14 protein-coding genes are annotated in these 16632 nt (G+C 34.1%); 8 read left to right on the plus strand and 6 right to left on the minus strand.

The window, feature by feature from the left end:
• The 7 genes from WC622_RS14915 to WC622_RS14945 form a co-directional block, all read left to right on the plus strand.
• A partial coding sequence (locus WC622_RS14915; RefSeq protein ID WP_372820500.1) for a glycosyltransferase occupies positions 1-886 on the plus strand: 886 nt, incomplete at its 5' end.
• 1 nt (position 887) lies between these two features.
• On the plus strand, positions 888-2240 hold the full coding sequence (gene murC, locus WC622_RS14920; RefSeq protein ID WP_372820501.1) for a UDP-N-acetylmuramate--L-alanine ligase: 1353 nt from the start codon (positions 888-890) through the stop codon (positions 2238-2240).
• Positions 2233-3324 (plus strand): cell division protein FtsQ, encoded by a 1092-nt coding sequence (locus WC622_RS14925; protein ID WP_372820502.1) that lies wholly within the window; start codon positions 2233-2235, stop codon positions 3322-3324. The genes murC and WC622_RS14925 overlap by 8 nt, the downstream gene beginning before the upstream one ends.
• 24 nt (positions 3325-3348) lie before the next feature.
• Complete coding sequence (gene ftsA / locus WC622_RS14930) at positions 3349-4707, plus strand: cell division protein FtsA (RefSeq protein ID WP_372820503.1); 1359 nt, start codon at positions 3349-3351, stop codon at positions 4705-4707.
• A gap of 128 nt (positions 4708-4835) precedes the next feature.
• Complete coding sequence (gene ftsZ / locus WC622_RS14935) at positions 4836-6485, plus strand: cell division protein FtsZ (protein ID WP_372820504.1); 1650 nt, start codon at positions 4836-4838, stop codon at positions 6483-6485.
• Between the two features lie 150 nt (positions 6486-6635).
• A complete protein-coding gene (locus WC622_RS14940) occupies positions 6636-7880 on the plus strand; it encodes an aminotransferase class I/II-fold pyridoxal phosphate-dependent enzyme (RefSeq protein ID WP_372820505.1) in 1245 nt (414 codons plus the stop codon).
• Positions 7881-8131: 251 nt separating this feature from the next.
• Positions 8132-8308, plus strand: coding sequence for a hypothetical protein (locus tag WC622_RS14945; RefSeq protein ID WP_055130261.1), 177 nt, complete (start codon positions 8132-8134; stop codon positions 8306-8308).
• A 70-nt stretch (positions 8309-8378) separates the two neighbouring features.
• Here WC622_RS14945 and dapA read toward each other — a convergent pair whose 3' ends face one another.
• Genes dapA through WC622_RS14960 form a run of 3 tightly spaced genes read right to left on the minus strand, consistent with a single transcriptional unit; the run spans position 8379 to position 12047 of the window.
• Positions 8379-9266: a 4-hydroxy-tetrahydrodipicolinate synthase gene (gene dapA / locus WC622_RS14950; protein ID WP_372820506.1), complete on the minus strand. Its 888-nt coding sequence runs from the start codon at positions 9264-9266 to the stop codon at positions 8379-8381.
• Positions 9267-9318: 52 nt separating this feature from the next.
• Entirely contained in the window at positions 9319-11331 is a 2013-nt protein-coding gene (gene ligA / locus WC622_RS14955) for an NAD-dependent DNA ligase LigA (RefSeq protein ID WP_372820507.1), read from the minus strand.
• Between the two features lie 35 nt (positions 11332-11366).
• On the minus strand, positions 11367-12047 hold the full coding sequence (locus tag WC622_RS14960; RefSeq protein ID WP_372820508.1) for a hypothetical protein: 681 nt from the start codon (positions 12045-12047) through the stop codon (positions 11367-11369).
• Positions 12048-12245: 198 nt separating this feature from the next.
• Here WC622_RS14960 and tyrS point away from each other — a divergent pair, with 198 nt between their 5' ends.
• The gene (tyrS, locus tag WC622_RS14965; protein WP_372820509.1) at positions 12246-13532 is read left to right on the plus strand and encodes a tyrosine--tRNA ligase; all 1287 of its coding nucleotides are present in this window, start codon (positions 12246-12248) and stop codon (positions 13530-13532) included.
• 54 nt (positions 13533-13586) lie between these two features.
• Here the strand turns inward: tyrS and WC622_RS14970 are convergent, their stop codons facing one another.
• From WC622_RS14970 to WC622_RS14980, 3 genes are all read right to left on the minus strand, one after another.
• Positions 13587-14570 (minus strand): acyl transferase, encoded by a 984-nt coding sequence (locus WC622_RS14970; protein WP_372820510.1) that lies wholly within the window; start codon positions 14568-14570, stop codon positions 13587-13589.
• A 27-nt stretch (positions 14571-14597) separates the two neighbouring features.
• Positions 14598-14948: a hypothetical protein gene (locus WC622_RS14975; RefSeq protein ID WP_372820511.1), complete on the minus strand. Its 351-nt coding sequence runs from the start codon at positions 14946-14948 to the stop codon at positions 14598-14600.
• A 2-nt stretch (positions 14949-14950) separates the two neighbouring features.
• The coding region (locus tag WC622_RS14980) for a penicillin acylase family protein (protein WP_372820512.1) at positions 14951-16632 on the minus strand (1682 nt) is incomplete at its 5' end.

Genomic DNA, 16632 nt, shown 5'->3' on the forward strand with positions numbered 1-16632 from the left:
GAATTTGCCTTTTAAAGTAATTTCAAGTGTGCGCAAGGCGATGAAATTAATTTCGGATTTCAAACCAGATGCAGTTGTTGGAGTTGGGGGTTATGCTTCTGGACCATTATTGTATGTTGCGTCGTTAAAGAAAATCCCGTATTTGATACAGGAACAAAATTCATACGCAGGTATAACCAATAAGTTGTTAGGTAAAAATGCAGCTAAAATTTGTATCGCATTTGATGGTATGGAAGTATTTTTTCCAGCAGATAAACTATTGAAAACTGGAAATCCTGTTAGAACAAACATAGTTGATATTGAAGGAAAACATCATGCAGGTGCAGAATTGTTAAAATTAGATCCTTTAAAGAAAACGATATTAATTACTGGTGGAAGTTTAGGCGCTGGAACATTAAATAAAAGTATTGAGAAACATTTGTCAGAAATTATCGCACAAGATGTGCAAATAGTATGGCAAACAGGTAAATTTTATTACAAAGGCATTATCGAGAGATTGGGTTTAGACTACCATCCGAATGTTTGCATTTTGGAGTTTTTAAATAAAATGGATTTAGCCTACGCTGCCGCAGATTTAATTATTTCTAGAGCTGGTGCAGGAACAATTGCGGAACTGTGTTTGATTAAAAAACCGGTGATTTTAGTACCATCTCCAAATGTTGCAGAAGATCATCAAACGAAAAATGCAATAGCATTGGTTAAAAATGATGCAGCAATTTTAATTAACGATCGCTCGGCTGAAGATACTTTAGTTGCCGAAGCGTTGAAATTATTAGAAAATACAACACGTTGTAAATCACTGAGTGAAAATATAGGTAAAATGGCATTAAAAGATGCCGACATAATTATTGCAGAAGAAGTATTGAAATTAGTTAATAGATCATAAAATGGAGTTGGCAAATATAAATAGGGTGTATTTTGTGGGTATCGGTGGTATCGGTATGAGTGCGCTTGCTCGCTATTTTGCTAAACGTGGTGTTGTGGTTTGTGGATATGATAAAACTCGAACTAATTTAACAATTGAGTTGGAGCGTGAAGGAATTTTGATTACCTATTTAGACGAAGAATCTGCAGTTTCAATTTGCTTTCAAAAGAATCATGATGATACGTTGGTGGTTTATACACCGGCAATTCCTAAAAATTCTAACATCCTAAATCATTTTAAAAACAATGGTTTTAGTTTAAAGAAACGTTCTGAAGTTTTAGGAATTATTAGTCAAGGTATGTTTTGTATTGCAGTTGCAGGTACACATGGAAAAACTACAACTTCATCAATGATTGCGCATCTGTTAACAGATACAGGTTTTGGCTGTACTGCATTTTTAGGTGGTATAACAAGTAATTATAACAGCAATGTTTTATTCGGAAAAAATAATGTAGTAGTTGTAGAGGCTGATGAATACGATCGTTCTTTCTTAACACTTCATCCAGATGTAGCTGTTGTAACCTCCATGGATGCAGATCATTTGGATATTTATGGAGATGAAAGTCATTTGCACGAATCATTTCACTTATTTGCAAATCAGTTAAAAACAGATGGGAAATTATTTGTTAAAGATGGTTTGCCTTTAGATGGAATAACATATAGCGCAACCGAAAACGCTGCATTAAGGGCAAGTAATATTCATGTAGAAAATGGGAATTTTGTTTTCGATTTCGAAGATGGCTATACGAAAATTAAAGAATTAAACTTGGCAATGCCGGGCAAGCATAATGTAGAAAATGCGGTTGCCGCAATTGGTGTTGCCTTGAGTTTAGGTATTCATCCAAAAAGTATTAAAAAAGCAGTTGCTTCATTTAAAGGGGTAAAACGCAGATTTGAAATACAAGTAAGTACACTAAAACATATTTATATTGATGATTACGCACATCATCCTGAAGAATTAAGAGCATGTTTTGATGCAGTGAAACAATTACATCCTGAAAAGAAATTAACTGTAATATTTCAGCCTCATCTATTTACGCGTACACGTGATTTTGCTGATGATTTTGCAAAAGTTTTAAGCACAGCTGACGATGTTATTTTATTAGAAATCTATCCAGCGAGAGAATTACCAATTGAAGGGGTTAATTCGCAAATGTTACTAGATAAAATTACGATTATAAACAAAGAATTATGTGGAAAAGATTCGGTGGTGCAACATATAAAGAACAAAAATCCTGAGCTACTTTTGACTGTTGGTGCAGGAGATATTGATACATTGGTAGAACCGTTAAAAAATGCTTTAAATCATGCTTAAAAGAATAAATTGGAAAGTGATTTTTAAAGGATTTGCTTGGCTTGTTTGCTTAGCAGGAGTGGTTGTGTTGATGAGTTTTATTGAAATTAAAAAACATGAAGTAAAATGCACTAATGTTAAAATATTAATACCAGGAGCGGATAACTTTATTGAAAGAGAAGAAATAGATGCAATTTTAAAACAAAGCCAAGGAGAATTAATAGGACGTAATTTAGAGCAGATCAATATTCATCAAATTGAAAAAACATTAAAAGCTAACCCATATATCGCATTTGCAAAAATTTATGCAGATATGAATGGAGTTATAAATATTGAAGTTAAACAACGTCAACCGGTGTTAAGAATTTTAAACGCTGGTGGACAAGATTATTACATTGATAGTGATGGTTTGAAGATGCCAATGTCGCCAAACTTTACCGCGAATGTTTTGGTTGCTACGGGAAATATATTAGAGGGCTTTGGAGGTAAAGTTGATACTTTATTTACGCCACTAGCTTCAGATTTATACAAAGCAGCTTTGTTTATAAAGAAAGATACATTATGGGATGCGCAAATTGAGCAAATGTATGTGAATGAGAAAAGCGATATAGAGTTAATTCCTCGTGTAGGAAATCAACGCATTATTTTGGGGAATGCCGATTCGCTAGAAACCAAAATGAATAATCTACTGGCTTTTTATAAACAGGCGATGCCATTGGTTGGTTGGAATGCGTATAAAACCATCAATTTAAAATACATTAATCAAATTGTTTGTGAAAAATACGATTCGTTAGCAGTTAAAAAATCAGTTCCAGTTGCAGTTATTGATAGTACAGTTGTAGCTAAAAAAGAAGTTGATTCGTTGATAAAGGATGCTATACAAGATGAGATTAAAAAGGCAACAGCTGATGTTGCAGCAACTAAGAAAGTAACACCAAAAGTTAGTGCACCACCTGTTGTAAAATCAGGTAGTACAAAAGAGAAACCTGCAGAAAAAACAGTTGCCAAAGCAAACACAACTCCTGCAAAAACAGTAGCTGCTAAGGAAAAACCTAAGCAAGTTGCTACAACAAAAGAGAAAACAGATACCAAGAAAAATAAATAACAAACTCAACAAAATAATAAAGTTATGGGCAAAGAAAAATCTACCATTCAATCTCCAATCGTAGTAGGATTAGACATTGGTACAACAAAGATTTGTGTTATTGTGGGCCGCAGAACACAACACGATAAAATTGAAGTTTTAGGTATTGGAAAAGCAGAATCTGCTGGTGTAACTCGCGGTGTGGTTTCCAATATTCAAAAAACTGTTCAAGGAATTGCCTCGGCAGTAGAATTGGCAAGTGGTCAATCTAATGTAGAAATTCGTGTAGTAAACGTAGGTATTGCTGGTCAGCATATTAAGAGTTTGCAACATCGTGGAATTTTAACGCGTAGAGAGCTAAACAATGAGATAAGCAAAAAAGACATCGACAAATTGGTAGATGATATGTTTAAGCTGGTTATGCCCCCTGGCGAAGAAATTATTCATGTATTGCCCCAAGAATTTACCATTGATAATGAACCAGGTATTAAAGACCCAATCGGTATGGCAGGAGTTCGTTTAGAAGCGAATTTCCATATTATTTCTGGTCAGGTAACTGCAGTTAAAAATATTATGCGTTGTGTAACCAATGCAGGTTTACAAACACAAGAGCTTATTTTAGAGCCTCTTGCATCTTCAGAATCGGTGTTGAGCGACGAAGAAAAAGAAGCAGGTGTTTGTTTGGTTGATATTGGTGGTGGTACTACAGATATTGCAATTTTCCACGAAGGAATTATTCGCCACACGGCAGTTATCCCATTTGGTGGTAATAGCGTAACCGAAGATATTAGAGAAGGTTGTTCAGTAATGCGTAACCAAGCAGAGTTGTTAAAAACTCGTTTTGGATCAGCATTGGCTGAAGAAAATAAAGAAAATGAAATTATTTGTGTGCCAGGATTAAGAGGTAGAGAGCCAAAAGAAATTTCTGTAAAAAACTTAGCATATGTCATCCAAGCCCGTATGGAAGAGATAGTTGAGCATGTTTATTACGAAATTAAATCTTCTGGCTATGAGAAAAAATTGATTGGCGGTGTAGTAATTACTGGTGGTGGAGCGTTATTAAAGCATCTAAACCAATTAGTAGAATACGTGACTGGATTAGATTGCCGTGTGGGATATCCGAACGAGCATTTATCTAAATACGAAGATATGCCGAAAACAATTTATGATGATTTGAAAAGCCCAATGTATGCAACTAGTGTTGGTTTGTTGATCAAAGGAATTCAAAAGGCCGAAGAATTGTTGGAAGAAATGAAGCAACCAGGAGTTTTTGTAGAGCAACCTACTGCTGCAAAAGAAAAAGTAAAACGCAGTGGTGGATTATTTGATAAACTACTGAAAAAAACAACAGATTTCATCAAGGATGATATGAATGTAAGCGACGAAGATTACATTAAACCGTAATATTTTTCCACAAATCAGGATTTTTCCACATTATTAACACTTGTGGAAAACGCCTGTTAAAAAAGTGTTAATATTACAAAAGAGATGAACAGAAAATTTCAATTTTTAAACAACTGATTCATAACGATATGAAGTTCGAAATGTTAAAAGATAAGTCGTCAATCATCAAAGTAATTGGTGTTGGTGGCGGTGGAGGTAATGCGGTAAACCATATGTACCGTCAAGGAATTACTGGTGTAGACTTTATTATTTGTAATACTGATGCGCAAGCATTGGAGTTTAGCCCAATTCCTAATAAGGTACAATTAGGTTCTAGCTTAACCGAAGGAATGGGTGCAGGCTCAATTCCAGAAGTTGGAAAAAACTCGGCTATTGAAAATATAGACGATATTAAAGCAATGCTAGGTAGTACAACCAAAATGCTTTTTATAACTGCTGGTATGGGCGGTGGTACAGGTACAGGCGCTAGTCCAATTATTGCACAAGCTGCAAAAGAACTTGATATTTTAACAGTTGCTATTATCACTACACCTTTTGCATTTGAAGGTAAAAGACGTAAAATGCAAGCTGATGATGGTTTAGATGAGTTAAAAAAATACGTTGATTCATATCTTGTAATTTCGAACGATAGATTGCGTGAAATTTTTGGAAACTTAACTTTAGGTTCAGCTTTCGCACAAGCGGATGATATTTTAACTACTGCCGCAAAAGGCATTGCAGAAATTATCACAGTTCCTGGTTATATCAACGTTGATTTTAAAGATGTACGCACTGTTATGAAAGACAGTGGTGTATCGATAATGGGTAGCTACGCAGCAGAAGGCGAAAATCGTGCTTTAGCGGCAGTAGAAGGTGCTTTAGCATCTCCATTACTAAAAGATAATGAAATTGAAGGTGCTAGGTATATTTTATTAAACATCAGTTCTGGTCTACGTGAAGTAACTATGGATGAGGTTACCATCATTACAGATTACATACAAGATAAAGCAGGTCTTTCTGCCGATTTAATTTGGGGTAATTGTATTGATGAAAATTTAGGTGATAAATTATCAGTAACTATTATTGCTACTGGCTTTCAAACCACAGAACAAAGAGCAAAAGATAAGCAAAATGTTAAAAAAATCTCCTTATTAACTCCTGAAGAAGCGCCATTAGTTAGACCGGTTGAACCAGTAAATTCTTTTATTGAAGCTAAACAAGAAGTTGTAAGTGATGAGCCTGTTTTAAAAGTACAAGATGAGCCAAAACAATCTGATTTGTTTGGAGACTTATTTAACATAAATAGAGCACCTAAAGTAGAAGAAGAAGAAAACTTAACTATTGTTCACCAGTTAACAGTAGAAGAAGAAGCTCCAATTGCTGAAACTGCACAAGAAGCAGGTTTCGAATTTGAAGTAAAGCTTTCAGAAACTGATTTCGTATTTGAAACTCCAGTTGCAGAATTTGAATTTGAAGAAGAAATTAGTATTCCAGAACCAATTGCAGAAATAGAGGAAGTTGGTGCAGATGATGATAAAAATGATGAATCAATTGAAGATCAGTTAAAGAAATCCAAAGAGAGAATTTTAAGACTGAAAGATTTGAGCATGAAATTGCGTACAACAAATGGTTTACAAGAATTAGAAAATGAGCCGGCTTATAAGCGTAAGCAAATGCAATTACAGCAGGTTCAACATTCTTCAGAATCGCAAGTTTCAAGATTTACTTTAAGTAATGATGAAGATGGATCGACAGAAATTAGACCAAATAATTCATTTTTACACGATAACGTTGATTAATAAACCAAATAAATAAATATACGAAGCCTTAACAATGAAAATTGCTAAGGCTTTTTTTGTGCTATAAATCTGCCTTTAATGAGTTGTTAAATAGGTATTTTAAGCGTAAATTTGCACCACAAAAACAGATAACACTAAAAACAGATAACATTGGATATTTTCGATAAAGTAGCAAAACGCATGGGCCCAATCGGGCAACACCAAAAATGGTCTCATGGATATTTCTCTTTTCCTAAATTAGAGGGAGAGATTGCACCACACATGAATTTTAGAGGTAAAGAGCATTTGGTTTGGAGTTTAAACAACTATTTAGGCCTTGCTAATCACCCAGAAGTTAGAGAAGCGGATGCAAAAGGTGCAGCAGAATTTGGTATGGCTTACCCAATGGGTGCACGTATGATGTCTGGTAACTCTAAATATCACGAGCAGTTAGAGCAAGAGTTAGCAACATTTGTTGGTAAGGAAGATGCATTTGTGTTAAACTACGGTTATCAAGGTATGGTTTCTATTATTGATGCTTTGGTAGATAGAAACGATGTTGTTGTATACGATGGTGAATCGCATGCATGTATTGTGGACGGTTTGCGCTTACACATGGGCAAACGTTTTGTATATAAACACAATAATATTGCAGATTGTCGTAAGCAATTAGAAAGAGCTACTAAATTAGCAGAGCAAACGGGAGGCGGTATTTTAGTAATTACTGAAGGTGTTTTCGGAATGTCTGGAGCTCAGGGTAAATTAAAAGAAATCATCGAACTTAAAAAGGATTTTAATTTCCGTTTGTTAATTGACGATGCACATGGTTTCGGTACAATGGGTCCAACTGGTGCAGGTACACACGAAGCTCAAGATTGTATTGATGGTGTAGATGTTTATTTTGGAACATTTGCTAAATCTATGGCTGGTATTGGTGGATTTGTTGCCTCAACTGAAGAATTAACAAACTACTTTAGATATAATTTACGTTCTCAAACATTTGCTAAAGCATTACCAATGCCAATGGTAATTGGTTTGTTGAAACGTTTAGAGTTGTTGAAAAATAACCCAGAGTTAAGAGAAAAACTGTGGAAAGTTGCTACAACCTTACAGCAAGGATTAAAAGAACGTGGTTTTGATATCGGCGTTACAGATACTGTAGTTACTCCGGTTTTCTTAAAAGGCGAATTATTAGAAGCTACCGCTTTAACAATGGATTTACGTGAAAATTATGGTATTTTCTGCTCTATTGTAGTATATCCAGTTATACCAAAGGGGATGATTGAGCTAAGACTTATTCCTACAGCAGTACACACAATGGAAGATGTACAACGAACACTCGATGCCTTTAGTGAAGTATCCGAAAAACTAAAAAGTGGATATTATAAAGAGAATAAATTCTCAGCCACAGAATAAAATATAAAAATGCCCTCACAATACTGTAGAGGGCATTTTTATTTTATAATTATCATAAATAGCTGTAAATCAATCGAATAACTATATTTTTCAATACCTCAGTTGTTTATAACCACCTAAAATGTGGAAAAAAACAGGTGTTTAAGCACTTTTTTATTGTTGCAAAAATTTTTTTATTAAAATAAACCTCTTACTTTAGTATAGAGTATTAATCAAAACCTTAAAAAAAACTAAAAAGGAGTAATTAAAAAATGAAAAAATTTAATGACGTAAAAGCACTTGTTGCAGCTTTAGAAGCTGATGCAGACAAATTCTACAACAAAGCAAACAGCGCAGCAGGTACACGTGTGCGTAAAGGTATGCAAGATCTTAAAAACTTAGCTCAAAGCATTCGTTTAGAGATTCAAGAAACTAAAAACAAAGCTTAATTAGCATTCTTGTTTAAAAAGAAAAGCGCCCATAACCGAGGCGCTTTTTTTATATAGTAACTTTTTGAAATTATAACGATACAGATAGATTTTCCAATTGTACAGCCAAGCTTTTATTAAGCGACGCAGAAGCTTTAACAAGAGGAAGCCTTACAACATCATCACAAATATTTAATTGTTTTAATGTGGCTTTTACCCCAGCAGGATTTCCTTCTGCAAACATCAATCGTGTTATTTCTAATAAACTTAAATGTGCTGGTAATGCTTTTGAAAAACCTCCCTGCAAACAAAGATTAACCATTGATGATAATTGTTGAGGCAATGCATTTCCAATTACAGAAATTACACCAACTGCACCAATTGAAATCATCGGTAAGGCAATTGGATCATCTCCAGAAATTAATAGAAAATCTGCAGGTTTATCTCTTATAATCTGATTAAATTGTTCAAAACTGCCAGATGCTTCTTTCGTTGCAATTACATTTTTAAAATCATGCGCTAAACGACAGGTAGTCTCTGCACTCATATTACTTCCGGTACGACCTGGTACATTATATAAAATGATTGGCAATTCGCTTAATTCGCTCAGATATTTGTAATGTTGATATATTCCTTCTTGCGTTGGTTTGCTATAATAAGGACTAACAGAAAGTACAGCGCTATAATTGTTGTTCTCAAATGTTTTTATGGTTTCGCCGATGGCTAAAGTATCATTGCCACCTATACCAGCAACTAAGGGTAAACGACCGTTGTTAATTTCAGCAGTAAAATCCCACACTTTCTTCTTCTCTTCCTTGTTTAATGTAGCAGTTTCACCTGTTGTACCTAAGGATACAAGGTAATCTATACCTCCATCAACCAAGTGATTAATCAGTTTTTTTAAACCCTGATAATCTACCGTTCCATCTGTGTTAAAAGGTGTAACTAAGGCCACACCAGTACCGTGAAATTTGTTCATTTTTTTAATTAGTCAATTATTTATTCAGCATCAAAACTATGTCCTGATATTTTTATTCGAGTAACATTAACAATTCGTCTTCACTAATTAAAGTAACATTTAATTTCGTTGCCTTTTCTAGTTTGGAAGGTCCCATGTTATCGCCGGCGACTAGATAATTTAACTTAGCCGAAATTCCACTAAGAATTTTACCGCCGTTTTCTTCAATAAGTGTCTTTAATTCTTCTCTGTTGAACTTTTCGAAAACGCCCGAAATTACAAAAGTTTTTCCTAATAATCTATCACTTTGATAGACTATTGTTTTTTCTTCTACTTCAAATTGTAAACCAGCAGCTTTTAGTAATTCTAATTGCTTTATATGATCTGCCTTGCTAAAATATTCCTGTATACTTTCTGCAATACGACCTCCAATTTCATCAACAGCTGTTAATTCTTCAAGTGATGCATTTGCCAAGTTGTCTATGTTTTTTAAACCTTTGGCTAATTTTTTAGCTACTGTTTCACCAACATATCTTATTCCTAATCCAAAAAGTACTTTTTCAAAAGGCATTTGTTTAGAGTTTTCAATGCCTTTTAGCATATTTTCTATCGATTTTTCACCAAACCGCTCTATTAACTTAAGTTCATCGGCTTTTTCATGTAATGCATATAAATCGCTAATGTGAGCAACTAATCCTCTTTGATAAAAAGTTTCTATGGTTTCATCACCTAATCCATCAATATTCATCGCTTTTCGGCCAATAAAATGCTGTATTTTACCCACAATTTGTGGCGGACAACCTTCGTCATTTGGGCAATAAAATGCAACTTCTCCTTCTTTTCTAATTAATGCTGTGCCGCACTCTGGGCAATGTGTTAAATAAACGATTGGTTGAGAATTCGGCTTTCTCAAATTCAGATTTACCTTAATTATTTTGGGTATAATCTCTCCGCCTTTTTCTACAAAAACAGTATCATTTTCGTGTAAATCTAATCGGATAATCTCATCTGCATTATGCAAAGTTGCTCGTTTAACAGTTGTACCAGCCAATAAAACAGGCTTAAGATTAGCAACAGGTGTCACTGCTCCAGTTCTTCCAACCTGATAGGTAACTTTTTCTAAAACAGTTTGTACTTCGGCAGCTTTGTATTTATATGAAATTGCCCAACGGGGCGATTTAGCTGTAAAACCTAATTCCTGTTGTTGTGCATAACTATTTACTTTAATTACAATACCATCGATATCATAACTTAATTTGAAGCGATGTTCTTCCCAATACGCAATAAAATCTAGAACATCAGTCATGTTTGGGCTCAGTTTACTGTGTTCAGAAATGTTAAATCCCCAATTTTTTACAGTTTGTAAACTTTCCCAATGTGTTTTAAATAATTGTTTATCGCTATAAAGCGCATACAAAAAACAATCTAATGGGCGTTTGCGTACCTCTTTAGAGTCTTGCATTTTTACAGTTCCACTCGCAAAATTTCGTGGGTTTGCATAAGGAACTTCGCCTAATTCTTCACGTTCTTTATTTAAACGGTCAAATGCCGCACGGTGCATAAAAACTTCACCCCGAATTTCGAAAACTTCAGGAATATTTTCTCCTTTTACTTGATGTGGAATGGTATGAATTGTCTTAATATTTGTGGTTACATCATCGCCTTGTGTACCATCACCACGGGTAACTGCTCTCGATAAAACTCCATTTTCATAGGTTAAACTAATCGATAGTCCATCAAATTTCAGCTCACAAACGTATTCAAAATCATCGCCTATGGCTTTTTTTACACGCTCATCAAAATCACGTAAATCTTGCTCATTATAGGTATTACCCAATGATAACATGGGCCATTTGTGTTTTACAGTTACGAAATTTTTGGTAATGTCGCCACCAACTTTTTGAGTAGGAGAGTTTGGATCAGCAAATTCTGGATATTCTTTTTCTAGTTGAGCAAGTAGCTCTAATTTTTGATCAAATTCATAATCGGCAATGGTAGGCATCGCTAATACATAATAATTATAGGTATGCTGATTCAATTCAGCAACTAAGGCATCCATTTGTTCTTTTACCGCAAAAATCGACATACAACAAATATAAAAAAACGGCTTAAACCGCTAGCTTATTTTTTCAAAAGCTTGCTACCTATTTCATTAAAAATGGATAGATAATCTTTTTCGATAGAAGTTTTGTAAATCGCTAACTGTTCATTTAATAATCCAACAGTTGTTTCATTTAAAGGATGGGGCCATAAGCGCATACAAATTCGTTGTAAAGCATAGCTGATATTTTCTAGTTTTTGGTAGCTTAATAAATATTTGCTTGATCTGAAACTGTTTAAAAAACTAAAGAATTTATCGGTGTCTGTACTTCCGCATTTCTTTAAAAAAGTGTTTAGAACCTCATCATCAACTTTGTTTAAATGATCATAAAATGAATTGATGTTTATGATATTATCTTCGACCAATAAATGATCTAAAACTAACTCTACACCAATATGTGCTAAAAATGATGGGCGCACAGGACTATCTTGAAGTATTGGGATAAGTAATTTTTTGAGCTTTGAAGTTTCAGTGCTAAAAAAACCAGATGAATGGAATAATAGATCGACTTCTAAATGCCTTTTCCATCCTTTTAAAAAAGAATTTAACCGATGATCTTCGTCAAAAAGCGCTTCCTTTTTTTGAGGATAGAGATTCCAATCCTTGTTTGCATTTTTAACCAAGTCGGGCAAAACTGTTCCGATAACCATATTTTCATCTTGGTTTTCTCTCTCAAAATAGAAATGCGAAAGGAAGTTCATGTCGTAAAGATAATTGTTAAAGTATAAAGTAGCTAGTGTGGAATATCAAGATAGGGTCAGTTTCAACTTTGGCCTTTCTGCTTAAAAAACTATCTTTGCAAGCTAAAATAAATACTGAATGACATCCATCATCATCATATTGAATGTATTTAATGTGATGAGGATAGCTTGAATGCCATTGAAAATAAATAATAACTGATGAAAAATTTTGTTGATGAATTGCGTTGGAGAGGAATGTTGCATGATATTATGCCAAATACAGAAGATAAGCTGAATGAAGGCATGTGTGCGGGCTATATCGGCTTTGATCCGACTGCAGATTCTTTACACGTTGGACACTTAACTCAAATTATGACGTTAATCCATTTTCAAAGAGCTGGACATAAACCAGTGGCTTTGGTCGGTGGTGCAACGGGTATGGTTGGAGATCCTTCAGGTAAATCTGCTGAACGTAACTTGCTAACGACAGAGATACTAAATCACAATTTAGCACAACTGGAAATACAATTAGGCCGTTTTTTAGATTTTGGAACTGGAGCGAATGCTGCTCAAATGGTAAATAATGCCGATTGGTTCAAAAACATGAATTTTTTAGATTTTATTCGTGATGTTGGTAAACACATTACGGTAAACTATATGATGGCAAAAGATAGCGTTAAAAAACGCTTGGAAGGTGAAACAGGTATGTCGTTTACTGAATTTAGTTACCAATTAGTACAAGGGTATGATTTCTATTATTTGTGGAAACATCATAATTGTGTAATTCAAATGGGCGGTTCAGATCAGTGGGGAAATATTGTTACGGGAACAGAGTTAATCAGAAGAAAAGATGCTGGAACTGCGTATGCGATTACCACTCAGCTAATTAAAAAAACCGATGGAACTAAGTTTGGTAAAACAGAAAGTGGTGCTATTTGGTTGGATGCTGAGAAAACTTCTCCTTATAAATTTTATCAATTTTGGTTAAATTCTTCAGATGATGATGTGAAAAAATGGATACGGATTTTCACGTTAAAAACTCAGGAAGAGATAGAGAAATTAGAGCAAGAACATGATGCCGCTCCACATTTACGTATTTTACAAAAAGCATTAGCTGAAGATATTACAATTAGAACGCATTCAAAAGAGGCTTTAGAAACTGCTATTAAAACTTCAGAATTTTTATTTGTAAATGGAGCTTTAGAGTTTTTACAAACGTTAGATTCGAAAAATGTGTTAGAGATATTTGAAGGCGTTCCGCAGTTTACGATTTCTAAGTCTGAACTTGCAAATGGGATTGATATTGCTACACTTTTAGCAGATAAAACAATAGTATTTCCATCAAAAGGAGAGGTTAAAAAAACTATTCAGGGTGGAGGATTAAGTATAAATAAAACTAAGGTTGCAGATATTACTTCAACTTATTCAACAAAAGATTTAATCAACAATCAATTTATTATTGTTCAAAAAGGAAAGAAGAATTATTTCTTGCTAATCGCAGAGTGATCTAAAACAACATAATTAATCCCATGCTGAAAAGTATGGGATTTTTTTGTGGATTTACTGTACTAAAAGATTACAACCTCTAATATCTGCATTGTCAAACCTACCCAAAACTTCAAAACCTCCATTCGGGTGAAATTTCCCTAAATCCTGCGTAGCAATAAAAGAGCAGGAATTAATATTTGCCAAATCGATTACATTAATGCCTCCACTTTGTTTGTTTTCAAGTAAACTTAAAGGGTCTGAAGTATCTCTCAATAAAATTTTCATCCAGCGTGGGCAATTAAAAATTCCCTGACCATAAGAATAGGCTTGCGAAAGTAATTCGGTCATTCCGTATTCGCTGTGAATCTGATTTACACCAAAACCTGCATATAAAGTTTCATGCAATTCTTCTCGAACCATTTCCTTACGTTTGCCTTTCATTCCACCAGTTTCCATTATAATTAATTCTGGAAAATCAATTTCAAACTGCTCTACAAAATCTAATAAAGCATACGTAACTCCAATTAGAATTGTTTTTTGCCCATTTTTTTTTAACTCTAATAAGGTGGTATAAAGTTGATCAAGGTTATGAAGAAAATATCCACTTTGTGGGTGTTTGCTTTGTTTTAATAAATCGTCAACCATGTAAATTAGAGAAGAACCTTCTCGCTCTAAATAGGATGGAAGCAATGCCAAAATGCAAATCTCTATTGGGTTGCCATAAAATTGTTCGAAAGCTTTGTTAAAGCTTTGTTCGTAAATATTTACATTGCTAACTAAATGTTTACTAGTGATTTGCCCAGTAGTACCAGAGCTGCTAAAAACAATTTCGGGTTTTAAGTTTGAACATAAAACTTCGTGAGTTTTAAAGAAACTAATAGGCAGAAAAGGAACTTTTTTGTAATTATTTACTGACGCTAAATCAATTTTTAGATGATGAATATAATCATGGTATACTTCGCAATTTTTTTCTTGATGCTGAAATATAGCTAAGGCCACTTCATTAAAAGCGACTTCATTATTGATAGAAAAAATTTGTTCAGGACTTATATTCACTGTACAAAAATACGAAGAAATATAGATTTAGGCAGGTGTTTTAAGGCTAATTACTGCTTTTCTGAAATGATGACCGCAATAGCCGCTAATCCCAGCCACTAATCCACCTAATAAAGTGGTAATTAATAAAACTAAAGGCCAAAGTTTAACACTTAACATTTCAGCAACACGAGTGACTAAAACATTATGATTTGGAAGACTTTTAAACAATGCCATTCCTAACCAAAGCACAAAAATCGCTAAAAAAGGTTGCCAAAAAGAGATTTTTCCAGTTTTACCAATTAGACCACAAGTGGCGAAAGATATGATGATAATTACCCACCAAGGCAAAACCATTTGTAGTAAAAAAGAAGCTATAATGATGACTAAAAAAACCATATTTATTTTTTTGAAATTTTGTAATGAGAAATTATTTTTCCTGATTTATCATCTGGAGATTGCATAAAGAATAAATCGTACAATTTACCTTCAGCCCACGTATTAAGCATATTATCATAAAATGGACTGCCTGGATTACCAGATTGACCGCCCGGATAAACCCCATGACCTTTAGGTGTTTTACCTAATTCAATTACCATTCGCCACGAAGGACCATTGCTTTCGCTTAATGCATTAACTGTGCTTTTTCCTCCACCTATTAATAATTTTTTAGAACCAAAACCTGGAATTTTAGCTAAGTGTGGCACATTGGTGTTTTTAACTTTCCCCCAATTCCAGTTTTTGCCGATAGCACCATATTTTTTCTCTAAACTATCACATGTAAATTTAAAGGATTCGTTCACTAAATCTTTTAAAGTTTCTTTTTGACTTGTTTTTACATTGTCAAACCATTTAGAGCTTGGATTTTTTTGTATCAATTCTATTGTACGGTCTCTTGATGGATAACGCATTGGAATGTTTGCGATAGTAAATTCATCATCCCAAATATCGTAGTTTAATCGCTTATTCCATAAATCGAAAATACTAGCAGCAACTTCTTTAGCTTCAAAAAACTTATTCCACTTTGTGGTAATATTCAAAGCTTCTTTTTGTGTTGCATTTAGTTGAGTAGCATCAACCAATGGTAAAATGTAAGGCAATAAATTTTCTGCAATTATACTATATGAATCACTTTGCAAATTTCGCATGCTATCAACATTTGCTTTAGTCATGGCAGTAAGCCTATCGTTAATTCTCTTTCCACGTTCATATGGCGAAAATTCCCAATTAATGTAATAAGGATAAGTTGTATCTGTTGAAGACTGATTAGCAGAACTCACAAAATTACGAGATGGGTTTTTAACTGTCGGATTTTGTGATGCAGGAATCCATCCATGCCAATCATTTCCAGGATCAGAACCATCTAAAATAAATTTACCTTGATCTTTCCATTTCAATGGGAATTTACCATTTGGCGTAATGGCAATATCATTATCAGCGCTTGCGAAAACAAAATTTTGCGCTGGTGCTGTATAATAAGTTAATGCTTTTCTATAATCTGTATAATTTTTACCTCTATTTAAATAATAGAAAGTCATTAATTCATTCGATTTATCATGGGCAATCCATCTTAAAGCATTACCAATCGGAACATTACTTGCTTTGCTAAAATTAGGCTTTTGGAAATATACTACAGGTCCTTGATGCGTGTAATAAACCGTATCAATTTCATCCGCTGAACCTCTAATTTTAATTTTTTCTAACCGCTGACTAGTATTTTTCCATTCGTTATTGTACCAATAGTTTTTATGTGTGTTGTCTTTAAATTTAATCTGATAAAAATCTAGCACATCTGCAGCCACGTTTGTTACACCCCAAGCTATATTTTGATTAAATCCAATAATAATTCCGGGGGCGCCAGGTAAAGAAACCCCATAAGAATTTAAACCAGGTGCGTGTAACTGAATTTGATACCAAATAGATGGTAGTGTTAAATCTAAGTGTGGATCATTTGCTAATATAGGATATCCTGAAGCTGTTTTTGCACCAGAAACTGCCCAGTTGTTACTGCCAATTCCTTCAATTTTTTGCTTTGTTTGTACGTTTCCAGTTAACATTTCAGTATAACCTTTTGGCGTTGGTG

Origin of the sequence: Pedobacter sp., assembly GCF_041662865.1 — a bacterium.
In the GTDB taxonomy this organism is placed as follows: Bacteria; Bacteroidota; Bacteroidia; order Sphingobacteriales; family Sphingobacteriaceae; genus Pedobacter.

Bases quoted from the DNA above. Each gene is read 5' to 3' on its own strand.
- murC (WP_372820501.1), top strand. From the start codon at position 888: ATGGAGTTGGCAAATATAAATAGGGTGTATTTTGTGGGTATCGGTGGT.
- WC622_RS14925 (WP_372820502.1), top strand. From the start codon at position 2,233: ATGCTTAAAAGAATAAATTGGAAAGTGATTTTTAAAGGATTTGCTTGG.
- ftsA (WP_372820503.1), top strand. From the start codon at position 3,349: ATGGGCAAAGAAAAATCTACCATTCAATCTCCAATCGTAGTAGGATTA.
- ftsZ (WP_372820504.1), top strand. From the start codon at position 4,836: ATGAAGTTCGAAATGTTAAAAGATAAGTCGTCAATCATCAAAGTAATT.
- WC622_RS14945 (WP_055130261.1), top strand. From the start codon at position 8,132: ATGAAAAAATTTAATGACGTAAAAGCACTTGTTGCAGCTTTAGAAGCT.
- dapA (WP_372820506.1), bottom strand. From the start codon at position 9,266: ATGAACAAATTTCACGGTACTGGTGTGGCCTTAGTTACACCTTTTAAC.
- ligA (WP_372820507.1), bottom strand. From the start codon at position 11,331: ATGTCGATTTTTGCGGTAAAAGAACAAATGGATGCCTTAGTTGCTGAA.
- WC622_RS14960 (WP_372820508.1), bottom strand. From the start codon at position 12,047: ATGAACTTCCTTTCGCATTTCTATTTTGAGAGAGAAAACCAAGATGAA.
- tyrS (WP_372820509.1), top strand. From the start codon at position 12,246: ATGAAAAATTTTGTTGATGAATTGCGTTGGAGAGGAATGTTGCATGAT.
- WC622_RS14975 (WP_372820511.1), bottom strand. From the start codon at position 14,948: ATGGTTTTTTTAGTCATCATTATAGCTTCTTTTTTACTACAAATGGTT.